At 66.3% G+C, this 17,775-nt stretch carries 8 protein-coding genes; 7 read left to right on the top strand and 1 reads right to left on the bottom strand.

Annotated features, from left to right (window positions below; translation table 11 throughout):
• Nucleotides 1–29 precede the first annotated feature (29 nt).
• The 7 genes from AC4PTO_RS15155 to AC4PTO_RS15125 all read left to right on the top strand — a co-directional run bounded on the left by AC4PTO_RS15155 (nucleotide 30) and on the right by AC4PTO_RS15125 (nucleotide 16,483).
• Nucleotides 30–1,142: a DegT/DnrJ/EryC1/StrS family aminotransferase gene (locus AC4PTO_RS15155; protein WP_492729859.1), complete on the top strand. Its 1,113-nt coding sequence runs from the start codon at nucleotides 30–32 to the stop codon at nucleotides 1,140–1,142.
• Nucleotides 1,139–2,197, top strand: coding sequence for a glycosyltransferase family 61 protein (locus AC4PTO_RS15150; RefSeq protein WP_492729858.1), 1,059 nt, complete (start codon nucleotides 1,139–1,141; stop codon nucleotides 2,195–2,197). The genes AC4PTO_RS15155 and AC4PTO_RS15150 overlap by 4 nt, the downstream gene beginning before the upstream one ends.
• Complete coding sequence (locus AC4PTO_RS15145) at nucleotides 2,194–3,396, top strand: glycosyltransferase (RefSeq protein WP_492729857.1); 1,203 nt, start codon at nucleotides 2,194–2,196, stop codon at nucleotides 3,394–3,396. The genes AC4PTO_RS15150 and AC4PTO_RS15145 overlap by 4 nt, the downstream gene beginning before the upstream one ends.
• Nucleotides 3,397–3,632: 236 nt before the next feature.
• On the top strand, nucleotides 3,633–10,136 hold the full coding sequence (locus tag AC4PTO_RS15140; RefSeq protein WP_492729856.1) for a type I polyketide synthase: 6,504 nt from the start codon (nucleotides 3,633–3,635) through the stop codon (nucleotides 10,134–10,136).
• 20 nt (nucleotides 10,137–10,156) lie between these two features.
• A complete protein-coding gene (locus AC4PTO_RS15135) occupies nucleotides 10,157–11,146 on the top strand; it encodes a glycosyltransferase (RefSeq protein ID WP_492729855.1) in 990 nt (329 codons plus the stop codon).
• 28 nt (nucleotides 11,147–11,174) lie between these two features.
• Nucleotides 11,175–15,794: a MupA/Atu3671 family FMN-dependent luciferase-like monooxygenase gene (locus AC4PTO_RS15130; protein WP_492729854.1), complete on the top strand. Its 4,620-nt coding sequence runs from the start codon at nucleotides 11,175–11,177 to the stop codon at nucleotides 15,792–15,794.
• Nucleotides 15,791–16,483, top strand: coding sequence for a 4'-phosphopantetheinyl transferase family protein (locus AC4PTO_RS15125; RefSeq protein WP_492729853.1), 693 nt, complete (start codon nucleotides 15,791–15,793; stop codon nucleotides 16,481–16,483). Before AC4PTO_RS15130 ends, AC4PTO_RS15125 begins: the two co-directional genes overlap by 4 nt.
• Here AC4PTO_RS15125 and AC4PTO_RS15120 read toward each other — a convergent pair.
• The gene (locus AC4PTO_RS15120) at nucleotides 16,405–17,745 is read right to left on the bottom strand and encodes a glycosyltransferase (RefSeq protein ID WP_492729852.1); all 1,341 of its coding nucleotides are present in this window, start codon (nucleotides 17,743–17,745) and stop codon (nucleotides 16,405–16,407) included. The genes AC4PTO_RS15125 and AC4PTO_RS15120 overlap by 79 nt on opposite strands.
• Between the last annotated feature and the right edge of the window lie 30 nt (nucleotides 17,746–17,775).

The following is a 17,775-nucleotide window of genomic DNA, read 5'->3' as shown; positions in this document are numbered from 1 at the left end:
TTCCTGAGAGCGCTTTTCGAAAGGCCACCATGCAACGGCAACCTCCGGTCTATGTTACCAAGCCGATCCTGCCGCCGATGGAAGCGTTCCTGCCGCTATTGCAGGAAATCTGGGAAAGCCGCATCCTGACGAATAACGGCCCGCTTTTGCAACGCTTCGAGGCAGCCCTTGCCGAATATCTGGGCGCCGAACATCTGAGCGTTGTGGCAAACGCGACCCTGGGGTTGTTGCTATCTCTGCGCCACAAGGGCGTCACGCAAGAGGTCATCACCACGCCCTTCTCGTTCGCGGCCACCGGGCATGTCATACGGTGGGCCGGGGCAGAGCCGGTCTTTGCCGATATCGACCCGCAGACGCTGAACCTTGACCCCGCCGAGGTCGAGCGCCGGATCACTCCGCGCACGCAGGCCATTCTTGCCGTGCATTGCTATGGTACGCCGTGCGAAACCGATGCCCTTGCCGAGATCGCGCGGCGCCACGGGCTTGCGCTGATCTATGATGCCGCCCATGCCTTTGGCGTGCGCACCGCGCAGGGGCCGCTTTGCACCGCGGGCGACCTGTCGGTTCTCAGCTTTCACGCCACCAAGGTTTTCAACACGTTCGAGGGCGGCGTCATCGTGGCCCCCGACCGCGAGACCAAGCTGGCGCTGGACCGGCTGGGTAATTTCGGAATCGAGGACGAAGACACGATCCCCGAGGCAGGCATCAATGCCAAGATGAGCGAACTTGGCGCCGCTGCCGGGCTTGCCTTGCTACCGCATGTCGATGCCGCAATCGCCGCGCGCGCGCAGGTGGCTGCGCGTTACGCCGAGGGGCTTGGCGACGTCACGGGGCTCCGTCTGGTTTGTCCTCCGGGGCGTTCGGGCCATAACAGCTATGCCTTTCCGATCCTGCTAGGGCCGGATTATCCACTGTCCCGCACCGCGCTGATCGAAAGGCTGCGCGCGGCAGGCATCTTTGCGCGGCGCTATTTCCACCCGCTGATCTCGGACCTGCCGATGTATCGTGACCTTCCTTCCGCGGCCCCCGGCGGTTTACCTGTCGCGTGCGATGCGGCGGCGCGCATCCTGTGTCTGCCGATCTATCCCGACCTGAAGGAAAGCGACCAGATGCGTATCATCGAGATCGTGCGCGGATCATGAGCGTGAACTGGCCCATGCTGCAATGGGGCGGGCACCGGATCTTCCGGGGCCGTTCGCCCGATGTGCGCAACGTGGCCGAGCGGGAATGGGTCATCTGCCCCGAGGAAACCGCCCCGACGCGCCCCGCGATCTATCCCGATGGCGCGCTGGAGCGCATCACCGACCTGTCACCCTGGCGCAAATGGGAGGTGGAGCAGGGGCTGATCCGTGGTGACCCAATCGAACACGCGGCCACTCGTGCGCACCGGATCGGGAATGCGGCGATCGCGGGGGCATTCATCTATCGCGGCGGCGCCAAGTCGCGCCACGGCTACGGCAAGGAACGCCTGTTCGACACGACCCTCGGACCCTGCCGGCATCTTGAAACCGTGCATATCGTGTCGAATTTCGCGGGCAGCAACTATTTCGGGAATTTCCTGCTGGACGACATGCCCCTCGGGATGATCCCCGAGGAAGATGCGCCGACCGCCGTCATGGTGACGCGCAACTACGAGGACGAAGGCGGATACCGCGCGCTTCTGGACCTTCCGCGCCCGCAGCGGCTGCGCCATGCCCGGATCGGCGAATTGATCGTCTATACCGATTTCGCGCAGAATTCCTTCAAGCTCGCGCGCTACCGGGCGCTGCGCGACCGGTTGAGGCGGCACTTCCCCGCGCAGGCAGGACAGCAGAGGCCGCTGGTCTATCTCAAGCGTGGCGCAACCGGCGTGCGACGGCTGATCGAAAACGAGGCCGAACTGGAAGAGATGCTGGCGCGTGCGGGGTTCGATATCGTGGAACCCTCCGCTCTGTCGGTGCCCGAGGTTGCACGGCGCACGCTTGGGGCCGGGCTCGTGATCAGTGTCGAGGGCAGCCACCTGTCGCATGTGATCTATTCGATGGCCGATGACGGGGCCTTTCTGGTGCTGCAACCGCCGAACCGTTTCGCGATGGCCTACAAGGAATTCGCGGACCGGATGGACATGCCGTTCGGTTTCGTCGTCGGTACGCTGGTGCCAGGCGGGTTCCGGGTCGATCTGCCCGAGTTGCAGCGGATGATCGGAAAGATGACATGACCCCGGTGCCGGAAACGCAGGGCGAACTGATCCTGCTGCCTGCGTTGAAGGGGCAGCGCGGCCCGCATGGTGGGTTGGTTTTGACGCAGAAATATCTCGATGGCGCGGCAGAATTCGCGCGGTTCTGGCCCGGGCGCGTCACCTCTCTGATCGAGGTGAACGACGAACGCACCAGCGACATGGACCATGTCGAGGTGATGCCTGGAAAAGGTGATGTCGCCTTGGAGGAAAGGCCGGTTGCACGGACCGATCTGGCGGCGAGGCTGTCCCGCGCCGCGGTCGTTCTGGCCTTTCTTTCGCCCTTCGAGGCGCGGGTGACGAACCTGTGCAAGAAAATCGGTGTGCCGCTTGTGTTCACCAGTGAATATTCGCCCGACACCGAGTGCCAGATCATCGACGCCGAGGTCGGAAACCCGTTGCTGCGGGTACGCCGCAAGCTGTGGGTGCGCAAGGCGGAACGCATCCGTCGCGCCATGCTGCGCCTTGCATCGGGGATCCAGTGCAGTGGCACCCCCACCTACGAGCTTTATCGTGACCGTACGCCGGAGGCCTTGCTGTTTTTCGACAACCGGGTGCGCGGCGATGCGGTCATCCGCCCCGAGGCGCTTGTCGCAAAAAGCGCCGGCATCCTGTCCGGCGCACCGCTGCGGCTTGTCTTCGGGGGGCGGCTGATCGCGATGAAAGGGGTGTTGGAGCTGCCCTTGGTGGCGCAGGAGCTGTCACGAATCGGGGTGAATTACACGCTCGACATCTTCGGTTCCGGCCCGCTTGAAGTTGCGCTGTCCGAGCAGATTCGCAGCCTGGGGTTGCAGAACCGTGTCGCGCTGCGCGGTGTTCTCGACTTTGCCACCGGATGGGTGCCGCAACTGCGCGACCGAACCGATCTTTTCCTGTGCTGTCATCCGCAGGGTGACCCGTCCAGCACCTATCCGGAGGTCATGTCCTGCGGTGTGCCGATCGCGGGCTACGGCAATGAGGCCTTCATGGGAATCGTCCGCCATTCCGATGCGGGCTGGGCGGTTCCGACAGGGGACGCGCCGGCGCTCGCGCGCGTCGTGCAGCGCCTTGATCACGCGCGGAGTGAGCTGTCCGCCGCGGCAGGACGCGCCCGCACCTTCGCCGACGCCCATGTCTTTGAGAAGACGTTCGCGCGCAGGGCCGAACATCTGGCCCGCGCCAGTCAGCGGCGGCAAAGCTGACCTAGCGTCATTCGCTTTGTGGCAAATGATGCGGCGGATCCCTGTCTTTTGGGATAATTGTTTCGCGAAAAGGCACGATCTGCTCTGGCGATTGCCGTGCTCCCCTATCCATTGCCATTAAAACTCGTTAATTTCTTCCCCTGGATCCTGATCGTGTTTTTTTGAGTAAGACCTTGGCAAATTTAGACACAACGACTGGCCCGCAAGCGGGGAACAACGATATTGCGATTGTCGGCATGGCCGCGCACCTGCCCGACGCACGGACGCTTGCACAATACTGGTCGAATCTGCGCGACGGGGTCGAATCGATCCGGCACCTGAGCGAGGAAGAGCTGATCGCCGCGGGCGAGCGCCCCGAGAAGATGCGCCACCGCAATTATGTGCCCGCCTCCAGCATCCTCGAGGGCTTTGACGAGTTCGATGCCGAGTTCTTCGGCCTGTCGCCGAAAGAGGCGGCGATCATGGACCCCCAGCACCGCCGCTTCCTTGAGGTGACATGGGAGGCGCTGGAAAACGCAGGCCACCCGCCCGAGAAGTTCCCCGGCCCGATCGGGGTGTTCGCGGGCTGCGGCATGGGCAGCTATTTCTATTTCAACATCTGCTCGAACCGCGATCTGGTCGACAATGTGGGCATGTTCCTGCTGCGCCATACCGGCAACGACAAGGATTTCCTGTCGACCCGCGTCAGCCATATCTTCGACCTCAAGGGCCCCAGCATCAACCTTCAGACGGCGTGTTCCACCTCGCTCGTGGCGCTGCATTACGCGTGCAGGTCGCTTCTGTCCGGGGAATGCGACATGGCCCTTGCGGGCGGGGTCACGATCGAGCTGCCGCATGCGCGCGGCTATATCTTCGAGGAAGGCGAGATCCTGTCGCCCGACGGGCATTGCCATGCCTTCGATCACCGCGCGCAGGGCACCGTCTTCGGTTCGGGCGCGGGGGCGGTGGTGCTGCGCCGCTTTGAGGATGCGATTGCCGATGGCGACCATATCTGGGCCGTGGTCAAGGGCAGCGCGGTCAACAATGACGGGGCCGCCAAGGCGGGCTATCTTGCCCCCAGCGTCGAAGGCCAGGCCGCCGCGATCGCCGCGGCGCATGCCGCCGCCGGCGTCACCGCCGACACGATCGACTATATCGAATGCCACGGCACCGGCACCTATCTGGGCGACCCGATCGAGGTGGCGGCCCTGACGCAGGCGTTCCGCGAAACCACCGACGAGACCGGCTTCTGCGGCATCGGCTCGGTCAAGACCAATATCGGGCATCTGGATACCGCGGCCGGTGTGGCCAGCCTGATCAAGACCTCGCTGTCGCTTTACAACAGGCAGATCCCGCCCAGCCTCGGCTATGAGGCGCCCAACCCCTCGATCGATTTCGACACCAGCCCGTTCCGGGTGAATGCCGCGCTGAACGACTGGGTGTCGCACAAGGGGCCGCGGCGCGGTGCGGTCAACTCGCTTGGCGTGGGGGGGACGAACGCCCATGCGATCCTTGAAGAGGCGCCGTCCCGCGCGCCCTCCGAGGAATCGGACTGGCCGTTCCACCTTCTGGTCGTCTCCGGACGCACGCGCGCGGCGCTGGATGCCAATGCGGCGGCGCTTGCGGGCTATCTGCGCGACAATCCCGATCAGCCGCTGGCCGATATCGCCTATACGCTGAAGGAAGGCCGCCGCGCCTTCCAGAAGCGCCGCGTGCTGGTGGCCGAAACCCATGAAGAGGCCATCGCCCTTCTGGAAAGCAACGATCCGCGCCGGGTCTTCAACCACGAACCCGTGGGCGATGCGCCCGAGGTCGTGTTCATGTTCCCCGGCGGCGGCGCGCAATATGCCGGCATGGCGCGCGACCTTTACGAGACCGAGCCGGTCTTCCAGGAATGGATGGATCGCGGGCTTGGGATCCTGCAACCCAGGCTGGATTACGACATCCGCGCGCTCTGGCTGCCCGAGCCGGACGGGCAGGAGGCCGCAGCCGAAAAGCTGAAGCAGCCGTCGGTCCAGCTTCCTCTGATCATGATCACCGAATATGCGCTTGCCCAGTTGTGGATGAGCTGGGGCGTGTCGCCCGCCGCGCTGGTCGGCCATTCGATGGGCGAGAATACCGCCGCCTGCCTGTCGGGCGTGATGTCCTTCGAGGATTGCATCGGCCTTGTGCATCTGCGCGGCCGCCTGTTCGATACCGTTCCCGCCGGCGGCATGCTGAGCGTGCCGCTGCCCGAGGCCGACCTGCGCCCCCTGATGGGCGCGGATCTGGACATGGCCAGCGTCAACGCGCCGGGGCTGTGCGTGGTATCGGGGCCGCAGGCGGCGCTCGATGCGCTTGAGGCGCGCCTTGCCGCCCGGGATGTGGAATGTCAGCGCATTCAGATCGACATCGCCGCGCATTCGCGCATGCTCGAGCCGATCCTGAAGCAGTTCGGGGATTACCTGCGTTCGATCACGCTGTCGGCGCCGCGCATTCCGATCGTGTCGAACCGGTCCGGCACCTGGCTCACCGAGGTCGAGGCGACCGATCCGGATTACTGGGTGCGGCACCTGCGCAATTCGGTGAATTTCGCTGATTGCATGGCCACGCTGATGCAGGAACCCGAACGGGTTTATCTTGAGGTCGGGCCGGGCAAGGCGCTCGGCTCGCTCGCGCAGGCCAATGGCGTGCCCGCCCAGCAGGTGATGAGCGCGCTGCGCCACCCCGAACAGGACATTGCCGATGATGTCTATTTCATCGGGATTCTGGGGCGGCTCTGGGCGACGGGTGTCGATGTCGACTGGACCCCGATCTGGGGCACGGCGCGGCGCAACCGCCTGCCGCTTCCCGGTTATGCCTTCCAGCGGCAGCGCTATTTCGTCGAACGCGATAAAAGCCGCCATGCCGCCGAGGCCCCCGCCCTTGCCCGGATCGAGGATCTGGAAGATTGGGGCTGGGCGCCGGTCTGGCGCCCGCGCCTGCCCGATTTCCTGCCCGATGCCGATGGCCGCCCGGTCCTGGAAGAGCCCTGCACATGGCTGATCTTCGTCGACGAGGCGGGGCTTGGCTCGCGTCTGGTGGCGCGGCTGCGCGACGGCGGGCATCGCGTGGTCGAGGTGCGCGCGGGCGATGCCTTCGCGCGCGCAGGCGAGATGGGCTATACGCTGTCGCCGGAACGGGGCCGCGAAGGCTATGACCAGCTTGTGCAGGATCTGGTGGCGCGCGGGCTTGCCCCGGCGCGGATCGCGCATTTCTGGCTGGTGACGCGGGACGAAAGCTTCCGTCCGGGGTCGAGCTTCTTCCACCGCAACCAGGAGCAGGGCTTCTACAGCCTGATGTTCCTCGCGCAGGCCATCGCGGACGAGAACCTGCCCCGCCCGATCCAGATCACCGCCGTCACCTCGGGGGCGGCGCAGCTGCATGGCGAGGCGTTGCCCTATCCGGATAAGGCCACCGTCATGGGGCCGGTGCGGGTGATCCCGCGGGAAATGCCGGGCGTGTCCTGCACGCTGGTCGATGTCGCGCTGCCGCGCCCCGATGCGCGGCTGTTCGGCGGCAAGGCGCTGCGCGCGCTGACCGATCCCTTCGCGGGCCGGCGGGCGATGGGCGGCGCGCTGGACCGGCTTGCCGAACAACTGCTTGAGGATCTTCTGGCGGAACCGCCCGCAAACGGTTCCGAGGCGCGCATCGCCGCATGGCGGGGTGACCGCCGGTTCGCGCTTGAATTCCGGCCCGTCGCGCTGAAAGCGCCGGCGGACAAGGCTCCGCTGGAGGAGTTGCGCGAAGGCGGCGTCTGCCTGCTGACGGGCGGTTTCGGCGGCATCGGCCTGACCATTGCCGAACGGTTGGTGCGCGAGCGCGGCGCCAGGGTGGTGCTGCTGGCGCGCAGCGAACTGCCCGCGCCCGCAGAGCGTGCGGCATGGCTGCGCGCGCATGATCCGTTCGATCCGGTCTCGCGCCGGATCCTTGCCGTGCAGCATCTTGAAGAGATCGGCGGCGAGGTGATGACCGTCGCGGCCGATGTCTGCAACGTCGAGGACATGCGCGCCGTGATCGAGAACGTGCGCGCGCGCTTTGGCGGGCTGCATGCGGTGATCCATGCGGCCGGGATGGTCGATGACGGCCCCCTGATGACGAAAAGCGCCGCCAGCATCGAAGAGGTCTTCGCGCCCAAGATCCATGGCACGCAGATCCTTGACAGCCTGTTTGCCGATGGCGATCTGGACCTGATGGTCCTATTCTCCTCGACCAGCACGGTGACGGCGCCGATCGGCCAGATCGACTATGTCGCGGCGAACGAATATCTCAACGCCTATGCCAAAAGCCGACAGGGCGGGCGCACCCGCGTTATCGCCATCAACTGGGGCATCTGGAACGAGGTCGGCATGGCCGCCGATGCGGTATCCGCGCGGCTTGGGCGTCGCCCGCCCGCCCCGGTCCGCGATGCGGGCCAGCCGATGCTGGATAAGGCCAGTTTCGATGCGCGTGGCAACCGGGTGTTCAGCACCGAGCTGCGGGTGACCGACCGCTGGGTTCTGGATGGTCACCGCACCAGGGCGGGGGACGCGCTTTTGCCCGGCACGGCCAGTCTGGAACTGGTGGCCGAGGCGCTTGCCGCGCAGGGAGAGACCGGGCCGTTCGAGATCAACGACCTGTATTTCTTCCGTCCCTTCCACGTTGCCGACGACCGCCCGCGTGAAATGCGCGTGCGCCTTGCGCGCAGCGACGAGGGGTATGCCTTCGAGCTGCGCGGCGATTGCCTGCTGAACGGGCGGCGCGGACATGAGCTGTGCGCCCAGGCCAGTATCGCGCTTGGCGCACAGAAGGGGGGCGGCACGGCGACGGTCGATCTTGCCGCCGTGCGGGCGCGCTGCACGGTGCGGTCGCTGCCCGACGATCCCGGTGGCATCCGCTCGCCGCAGGAAGAGCATCTGAACTTCGGCCCCCGCTGGCGCGTGCTGCGCAGCCTCGATCTGGGCAAGGACGAAGGGATCGCGCGCCTCAAGTTGCCCGATGCGTTCGCGGGCGAACCCGACGCGGGCTGGCTTCTGCATCCGGCGCTTCTGGATCTGGCGACGGGCTGGGCGATGGATCTGATCGCGGGATATGAGCCGTCGCACCTGTGGGTGCCGGTCTCCTATCGCCGTGTGCGGGTGCACCGGCCGCTGCCCGCCGAGGTGTTCAGCTGGGTGCGCAATGCCGGGGACAACCGTGCCGATGCGCCCTTTGCCACCTTCGACATCACCCTGTGCGATGCCAAGGGCAACATCTGCGCCGAGGTCGAGGGTTTCTCGATCCGGCGGCTGGACAGCAGCGAAGGCTTTGCCCGCACCACGCCGCCCGATCCGCGCGCGGTCGAGTTCGACGAGGATGGCGGCGCGGCCGAAGGGGCGCAGCCGCTTTCGCCTGTCGAAGAACGGCTGATGCACAACCTGTCGCAAGGCATCTTGCCCGCCGAGGGGGCCGAGGCCTTCGGGCGCGCGCTTGCCCTTGGGCGGGCGCAGATCGTCGTTTCCTCGCTTGATCTGAACGTGCTGGCGCAGCAGGCCGGCGAGGGGATGGCCTCCGAGGAAAGCGCGGGCCAGAAGTTCGAGCGGCCGAAGCTCGATAACGACTATGTCGCGCCACGCAACGATATCGAGCGCACGCTGGTCGGCTTCTGGGAAGAGCTTCTGGGCGTCGATCAGGTCGGGGTCGAGGACAGCTTCTTCGACCTTGGCGGCCATTCGCTGATTGCGGTGCGGCTGTTCTCGATGATCAAGAAGGCCTATCGCACCGAATTCCCGATCTCGGTCCTGTTCGAGGCGCCGACGATCGCGCGCTGCGCGGCGCTGATCGCCGAACGCGTGGGCGGCGCGACCGACAGCGCCGGCGAAGCCGCCGGTCAGGGCGCCGCGCCCAAGGCACCCGCCCGCCGCTTTACCCATCTGGTCGCCATGCATGAGGGCGAGGGCGGGCCGGGCCAGCCCTTCTTCCTTGTCGCGGGGATGTTCGGCAATGTGCTGAACCTGCGCCATCTCGCGCATCTTCTGGGCGCGAACCGCCCGTTCTACGGGCTTCAGGCGCGCGGGCTTTACGGGGACGAGGCGCCGCATGCCACGCTGGCCGAGGCCGCGACGGATTACATCGCCGAACTGCGTCAGGTGCAGCCGCACGGCCCCTATATGCTGGGCGGTTTCTCGGGCGGCGGGCTGACCGCCTATGAGATGGCGCATCAGCTTGAGGCCGCGGGCGAAAGCGTCAGCCTTCTGGTGATGTTGGACACGCCCCTGCCGGTTGCGCCGCCCCTGTCGCGCGGGGACCGGATGCTGATCAAGGCGCAGGAAATCCGCCAGGGCGGCCTGCGCTATTTCGGCGAATGGGTGCGCAACCGCGCCGCATGGGAAATGGGCCGCTTGCGCGCCCGTTTCGAAGAGGCTGAACCCCTGCCGGAAAACCAGTTCCACAATGCCGCGATCGAGGCCGCGTTCCGCGGCGCGCTGCCGCTTTACGATCTGCGCGGGTGGAACGGGCCGATGGTTCTGTTCCGGCCGCCGCTGGACAGGCGCTGGAAGGTGGGCGGCGGACGCTGGGTGAACGCCGAGCGTGATTATGTCTTCGAGGATAATGACTGGACGCGCCTCGTGCCCGGTGTCGAGGTCATCGAAGTGCCGGGGAATCACGATTCCATGGTGCTGGAGCCCAATGTGCGGGTTCTGGCAGCCCGCATGAAAGCCTGCATCGAGCGGGCCGAGGCCGGAACGGCCGAGGTTCCGCCGGCCGCAGAGGCGGCCGAATAGCAAAAGGACAAGTCGAAACCGTGTCGAACCTGCTGAGTATCATCCTGAACTACCGCACGCCCGAGATGACGTTGAAATCCGCCGAGGCGGCGCTGGTGGCGCTTGAAGGTATCCCGGGAAGCCTGACCATCGTGGACAACGATTCCGGGGATGGCTCTTACGAGAAGATCCTTGCCGCGGCCGAAGAACGCGGCTGGACGAAGGATGGCCGGGTGCGTGTCCTGCAATCGGGCCATAACGGCGGCTTCGGGGCGGGCAACAATTTCGGCATCCGTGCCGGGCTGCCCGATGGCAGCGCGCCCGACTACGTCTATATCCTGAACTCGGACGCCTTCCCTGAACCCGATGCGATCCGCGTTCTGGTCGACTATCTTGATGCCAATCCCGCCGTGGGCTTCGTCGGCAGCGCAATCCTGAACGAGGACGGCGAGATCGAGACCACCGCCTTCCGCTTCCCCTCGATCGCCAGCGAGTTCGAGGGCGCGGCGCGCACCGGCCCGATCACCCGGCTGCTGGCGCGCCATGTCGTCGCGCTGCCCGTGCCGCAGGAAAATGTCGCGGTGGACTGGCTGGCGGGCGCGAGCATGATGATGCGCCGCAAGACGCTGGACCAGGTCGGCCTTTTTGACGAGACCTTCTTCCTTTATTTCGAGGAAACCGATCTGTGCCGCCGCACCCATCTGGCGGGCTGGCCGATCGTCTATCTGCGCGACAGCCGCGTGATGCATATCGGCTCGGTCTCGACCGGAATGAAGAAATGGCATCGCGTGCCTGGCTACTGGCTGGATTCGCGCCAGTATTATTTCAGCAAGAACCACGGGCGGGGCTATGCGACGCTGGCCACCTTCGCCCATCTTGCGGGTGGGGTCATCTGGCGCCTGCGACACCTTGTCAGTCGCCGGAATTCCGAGGATCCGCCACATTTCCTTCGTGATTTGATGACCCATTGGGTTCGCGCGCGATCGCTGTCTTCGTCCGCTGCCATGGCATCGGGGCCCAAAAGCCACTGACCTGGCCGGAATACCTTAGGAGTAAGAGATGAACCGTTTTTCCTGTATCCTCATCGGCAATGAATCGCTTCTGGTTCAATGCGCCGAAATCCTGTTCGATCAGGGCCATGAGGTGCGTGCCGTCGTGACCCGCAACCCCGAGGTGCGGGCCTGGGCCAAAGGGCGCGACCTGCGGGTCGAGGCGCAGGACGACGGCTATGCCGGGCGGCTTTCGGACCTGTCCTTCGACTGGCTCTTCTCGATCGCGAACCTATCGCTGGTGCCCGATGCGCTTCTGGCGCGCGCGGGGGCCGGGGCGGTCAACTTCCATGACGGCCCCCTGCCGCGCTATGCGGGGCTGAACGCGCCGGTCTGGGCGCTTCTGAACCGCGAGCCGCGCCACGGCATCACCTGGCACATGATCGGCGGGGGGATCGACGAAGGCGACATCCTGGAACAGCGCATGTTCGATCTGGCGCCCGGCGATACCGCACTGACGGTCAATACCCGCTGCTACGAGGCCGCGATCGAAAGCTTCGCCGCGCTGGTGAAGGGGATCGGAGAGGCCCGGCTAAACCCGGTGAAGCAGGATCTGGCGGGGCGCCGGTATTTCGCCCGCGCCGACCGGCCGCAGGCCGCCGCGCGGCTGGATTTCGCGCGCCCCGTGGCCGAGCTTCTGGCCCTTGTGCATGCGCTGGATCATGGCGATTACCGCAACCCGCTGGCCTGCCCGAAACTGGCCCTGGCCGACCGGGTGATACTTGCGCGCGGGGCCGAGGCCGCCGAAGGGTCCGCCGCGCCCGGCACGGTTCTTGAGGTGACGCCCGAAAGCCTGACCGTGGCCGCCGCCGACGGGGCGCTGCGCCTGACCCGGCTGGCCGACATGTCGGGGGCCGCGCTGAAACCCAAGGGGCTGGTGAAGGCGGGCGATATCCTGCCCGCGATGGACGCGGCCGCGGCCAAGGCGCTTGGCGATGCGATCGCCGCCGTTGCGCCGGGCGAGGGCGCGGTGCGCAAGGCGCTTCTGGCGCTCGACCTGGCGGATCTGCCCCTGGCCGGCCCGGCCGGTGCGGCGGCCGGGTATGAAACCCGCGCCCTGTCGCTTCCCGGCAATCCCGATGGCGCGCGCCTTCTGACCCTGATCGCGGCGTGGATCGCGCGCTCTGCCGGGCGTGAGTCTGTGGACCTGGCGCTTTGCGACGCGGCGGCCCCCGCCGCCTCGGGGTATCTGAGCGATTGGGTTCCCGTCCGTTTCGGCGGCGAAGGTGCGGCCGAACGCAGTTTTGCCGATCTGGCCGATGAATTCGGTGCGCGTGCCGAACAGGCGCGGCGCTATCCCGCCTTCGCGCTTGATCTTGTCGCGCGCGATCCGGCGCTTTCCGCGCTTCCCGTGCCGCAGGTCGCGCTGTCCTTCGGGGCGGATAAGCCGCTTGCCGGCAGCGCGCTGACCGTCGCGCTGAGCGATGCCGGCGCCCGCCTGATCTACGATCCCGCGCGCCTTCCCGCCCCGGTGATCGAGATGCTGGTGGCGCGACTGGAACTTCTGGCCGGCGCCGCAGAGGACACCCAGCCGCTTGGCCGCCTGCCGATCCTGCCCGCGGCCGAGCGCGAGGCGGTGCTGCATCAGTGGAACCAGACCAAGGCCACGCCGGAGCGCACCCTGTGTGTGCACCAGTTCTTCGAGGCCCGCGCGGCACAGCATCCCGAGGCGACCGCGCTGATCCACGAGGATGAGACGATCAGCTATGGCGCGCTGAATGCGCGTGCCAACCGCGCGGCCCATGTGCTGCGGGAGATGGGCGTGGGGCCGGGCACGCTGGTGGGGCTGTGCGCCCGTCGCTCGCCCGATCTGGTGGTTGCGGCGCTGGCCATCCAGAAGGCGGGCGGGGCATATGTGCCGCTGGATCCCGCCTATCCGGCAGACCGCATCCAGCTTTATATCGAAGACAGCGCCGCGCCGGTCATCGTGGTGCAGGAAGATCTGCTTGACGATCTGCCCGAACATACCGCCAAGGTTCTGGTGATCGACGCCGATCCGCGGCTCAATACCGCCTCCGAGATGGATATCGACAGCGGCGTGAGCCAAGCCGACCTTGCCTACATGATCTATACCTCGGGCTCGACCGGGCGGCCCAAGGGCGTGATGGTGGAACATCGCAACGTGGCGAACTTCTTCCACGGCATGGATGCGCGCATCCCGCACGATCCGCCGGGAACCTGGCTTGCCGTCACCAGCCTGTCTTTCGACATCTCGGTGCTGGAGATCTTCTATACCCTAGCGCGCGGCTTCCGGCTGGTCCTGGCGGGCGATGAGGACCGGGCGATGGTGTCGGGCGGGCGGTTGCAGATGTCCGACCGCAAGATGGATTTCTCTATCTATTACTGGGGTAATGACGATGGCGTCGGCCCGAAGAAATACGAGCTTCTGTTGGAAGGTGCGAAGTTTGCCGACAATCACGGCTTCTGCGCCGTCTGGACGCCCGAGCGTCACTTTCACGCCTTCGGCGGCCCCTATCCGAACCCCTCGGTCACCGGGGCGGCCGTTGCGGCTGTGACGAAGAATATCGGTGTGCGCGCGGGCTCTTGCGTGGTGCCGTTGCACCATCCGGCCCGCGTGGCCGAGGAATGGGCGGTGATCGACAACCTGACGAACGGGCGCGCGGGGCTGGCTGTCGCCTCGGGCTGGCACCCGGACGATTTCGTGCTTCGCCCGGAGAATACGCCCCCCGCCAACCGCCAGGCGCTGTTTGACGCGACCGAGCAGATCCGGCGCCTGTGGCGGGGAGAGGCCGTGACCTTCCCCACCCAGAAGGGCACATTCGATGTGGTCACGCAACCGCGCCCGGTGTCGAAGGAGCTGCCGATCTGGGTGACGACGGCCGGCAACCCGCAAACCTGGATCGATGCAGGCAAGACCGGCGCCAACGTTCTGACTCACCTTCTGGGGCAGTCAATCGACGAGGTGGCCGAAAAGATCGGGCTTTATCACGCGGCCCTGCGCGAGGCTGGCCATGATCCGGCCGATTTCAAGGTCACGCTGATGCTGCACACCTATGTGGCGCGCGACCGCGAACTGGCACGCAAGATCGCGCGTGGCCCGATGAAAGACTACCTGCGTTCTGCTGCGGGGCTGATCAAGCAATATGCCTGGGCGTTCCCGGCCTTCAAGAAGCCCAAGGGCATTTCGAACCCGGCCGAGATCGACATCCAGTCGCTGAATGCCGAAGAGCTTGAGGGCATCCTCGAATTCGCCTTCCAGCGGTATTTCGAGGATTCGGGCCTGTTCGGCACGGTCGAGGATTGCCTTGAACGGGTTGAGCAGCTCAAGCGGATCGGCGTGGACGAGATCGCCTGCCTGATCGATTACGGCATTGCCGCCGATACTGTCATGGAGGGGCTTTACCCGCTGGCCGAGGTGCGCAAGCGCGCCAATGAAGGCACAGGGCCCGCGCATGACGACTATTCGCTGGCCGCCCAGATCGTGCGCCATGACGTGACCCACCTGCAATGCACGCCCAGCATGGCGCGCATGATCGCCATGAATGAAGAGGCGCGGCTGGCGCTCGGCAAGGTCAGGCAGCTGATGATCGGCGGCGAGGCGCTTTCGGGGGCATTGGTGGCTGACCTTAACTCGGTCAGCAAGGCCGCGATCGAGAACATGTATGGCCCGACCGAAACCACCATCTGGTCCTCGACCGAGACGGCGCAGGGCGGCGAAGGCATCGTGAATATCGGCCTGCCCATCTCGAACACGCAGCTTTATGTGCTGGACGAGGCGGGCGAGCCGGTGCCCCTTGGCGTCCCCGGAGAGCTGTATATCGGGGGCGATGGCGTCACGCGCGGCTATTGGCAGCGCGAGGATCTGACGGCCGAACGCTTCCTGCCCGATCCCTTCGTGCCTGCGGACGCGGCCGCGCCCTGGGGCGCGCGCATGTATCGCACGGGCGATCTGGTCCGGCGCCGTGCCGATGGCCGGATCGACTTCATCGGGCGGGCCGACCATCAGGTCAAGATCCGCGGCTACCGGATCGAGCTGGGCGAGATCGAGGTCCAACTGGAGGCCGTGCCCGGCGTGCGGCAGGCCGTAGCCCTCGTGCGCGAGGATCAGCCCGGCGACCTGAGGCTGGTGGCCTATGTCACCACCACGCAGCCCGTCCCCGAGGCCGCGATGCGCGAGGCCCTTGCGGCGGAACTTCCCGAATACATGGTGCCCGCGCATTTCGTCACGCTTGACGAATTCCCGCTGACGCCGAACCGCAAGGTCGACCGCAAGGCGCTGCCCGTGCCTTCGGCCGAAACGGGGGCGGCGCGTGCCGAAACCTTCGTGAAGCCCGAGAACGATGTCGAACAAAGCATCGCCGAGATCTGGGCGCGGGTCCTGGGGGTGACACAGGTCGGATCGCGCGACAACTTCTTCGCGCTTGGCGGGCATTCGCTTCTGGCAGTTCAGGCGCATCGTGAAATCCGCGAGAAGCTGGGCGCCACGCGGCTGTCGATCACCGACATCTTCCGCTTCCCGACCTTGCAGGCGCTTGCCGCGCATCTGGACGACCGGCCGAAGGATACGGCCGCCGAACAGGCCGCCCGCGCCGCGCAAGAGCAAAACCGGGCCGAGGCGATGTCGCGCCGCCGCGCGATGCGGATGAACCGCGAAACGCAGTCGGGATGATCGCCGAACTGGCGCGCGTCGCCCGGGCGCTTTTGCCCGGCGATGTTGCCCTGGCGGTGGTGGATCCCCGGATCGCGCCGCCGCCGGTCTGGCCCGAAGAGGCCCCCGCCATGGCGGGAATGGTTGCGGCCCGGCGGCGTGAGTTCGCCGCCGGGCGCGCCGCGATCCGCACCGCGCTGCGCGTCCTGGGCGCCCCGCCTGCGGCGGTGCCGATGGGCCCTGACCGCGCGCCCTTGTGGCCCGAAGGAATAGTCGGAAGCCTGAGCCATATCCCCTCGGCCTGTCTGGCCGTGGTGGCGCATGCGGCGCGGTTCCAAAGCCTGGGCGTCGATCTGGAAGAGGGGGCGGCCCTGCCGGAGGATCTGCGGGACGCGATCCTGATCCCGGCCGAACGGGACTGGCTTGCAGCGCAGCCGGCGCCGGACCGGGGCGGCCTTGCAAGGCTGATCTTCAGCGCGAAAGAGGCCGCCTACAAGGCGCAATATCCGCTCAGCCGGCAGGTGCTGGAGTTCTCTGCCATGCAGATCGTGCCCGATCTCGCGGCGGGCCGGTTCGACGCGTGCTTCACCGGGTCCGCAGGCCCGTTCCGGGCCGGCGACCGGCTGGACGGTCAGCTTGCCTGCGGCGGCGGCTGGTTGATGACGGTCGTGGCGATTCCGGCGACGCGTTCGGGCGCCTCAAGCAGGTAGTGCCGCAGGATTTCGCAGCGGTGCCGGAACACGCTTTCATCGTCGAAGGGCACGCCATCGCGGGCCGCCCGCGCGAACAGATCGGCCAGACGTGCGCGGTCGGCATCCAGCGCGCAAAGCGCTTTCGTCAGCGTATCCACATCGTCCAGCGGGGTCAGGATGCCGCCACTGTTCCCGGCAATCAGATCGTTCGGGAAGGCGCTTTCATAGCCGACGATCGGCGTGCCCGAGACCAGCGCCTCGATCAGGCAGCGCGGCGATTCCGGGGTCTTGTGACAGAACAGCATGACATGCGCGCTGCGCAGATGCTCCATCACCTCGGTGCGGTCGCGCGCGAAACCGGGCAGATCGACACGGTCCTGCAAGCCGATCTCGTTCAGGCGGGCGCGCATCGGTTCAAGATCCTCGCCCTCGCCCAGCCAGACGGCGCGGAAATCGACCCCCTGCGCGGCCAGCCCGGCCAGAACGGCCAGCCAGTCATAGGGGCCCTTCATCGCCTCGACCCGCCCGACATAGCAGATCCGCAGCGGCCCGTGCCGGGCATCCGCCATCTTGCGGTTCAGGATCTCGGCGGGGATGTGATCCTCATGCGTGACATGGACGTTATGCACCACCTGCGGATTCACGCAGTAGGGTGCATAGGCTTCGAAGGTGTCGCGGCCATGGAACATGCCCACCGCGGCGCGGCGGATCAGGACGCGCTCATACCATGCCATCAGGCGGTGCGTCAGGCGCGCCCGCAGCCTGCGGCGGAATGGGCCGGAATGCATCGTGCGGCGGGTGACCTCGGATTCGACGCGATCCGTCCAGACGGCAAAGCGGCGGTGCATGAAGAAGGCCTGCAACCCGGCGATCGACCCCCAGTCACCGAAAAGCCCGCCGATCGAGAAGGACATCAGGTCGGCCCGCTGGATCAGCGAACGGATCTTGCGCCGTGTCGTGCGGAAAGCACGCAGGAACTGATCGGGACGATAGGCCATCGGCAGCGCCACAATCTCGATTCGCGCGAGACTGGCCCCAACGAACTCGATCGGAACCCAGTTCGGCGGCGGGAGTTCGGCCGCCAGCGGGAACATCACAATGATTTTCGCGAAGTTCTCGGCCCAAAGGCGTAGGCCATTGCAGGCCTGATCTTCCAGCAGAAAGCCGCCATCCGGGTTCGGATACAAGGGAACCGGGGCATAAAGCAAAAGCGTCTCGTCCCGCATGGGGGCAAGTGGGGTGGTATCGGAAGACGACGCTTCGACAAGGATACCGTTCACGATTTTTGAAAGCTCCGGAGAGAACAATAA

Source organism: Rhodobacter maritimus (assembly GCF_058747975.1).
The sequence above is the reverse complement of the archived record's forward strand: the minus strand, read 5'-3'. Positions and strand labels throughout refer to the sequence as shown.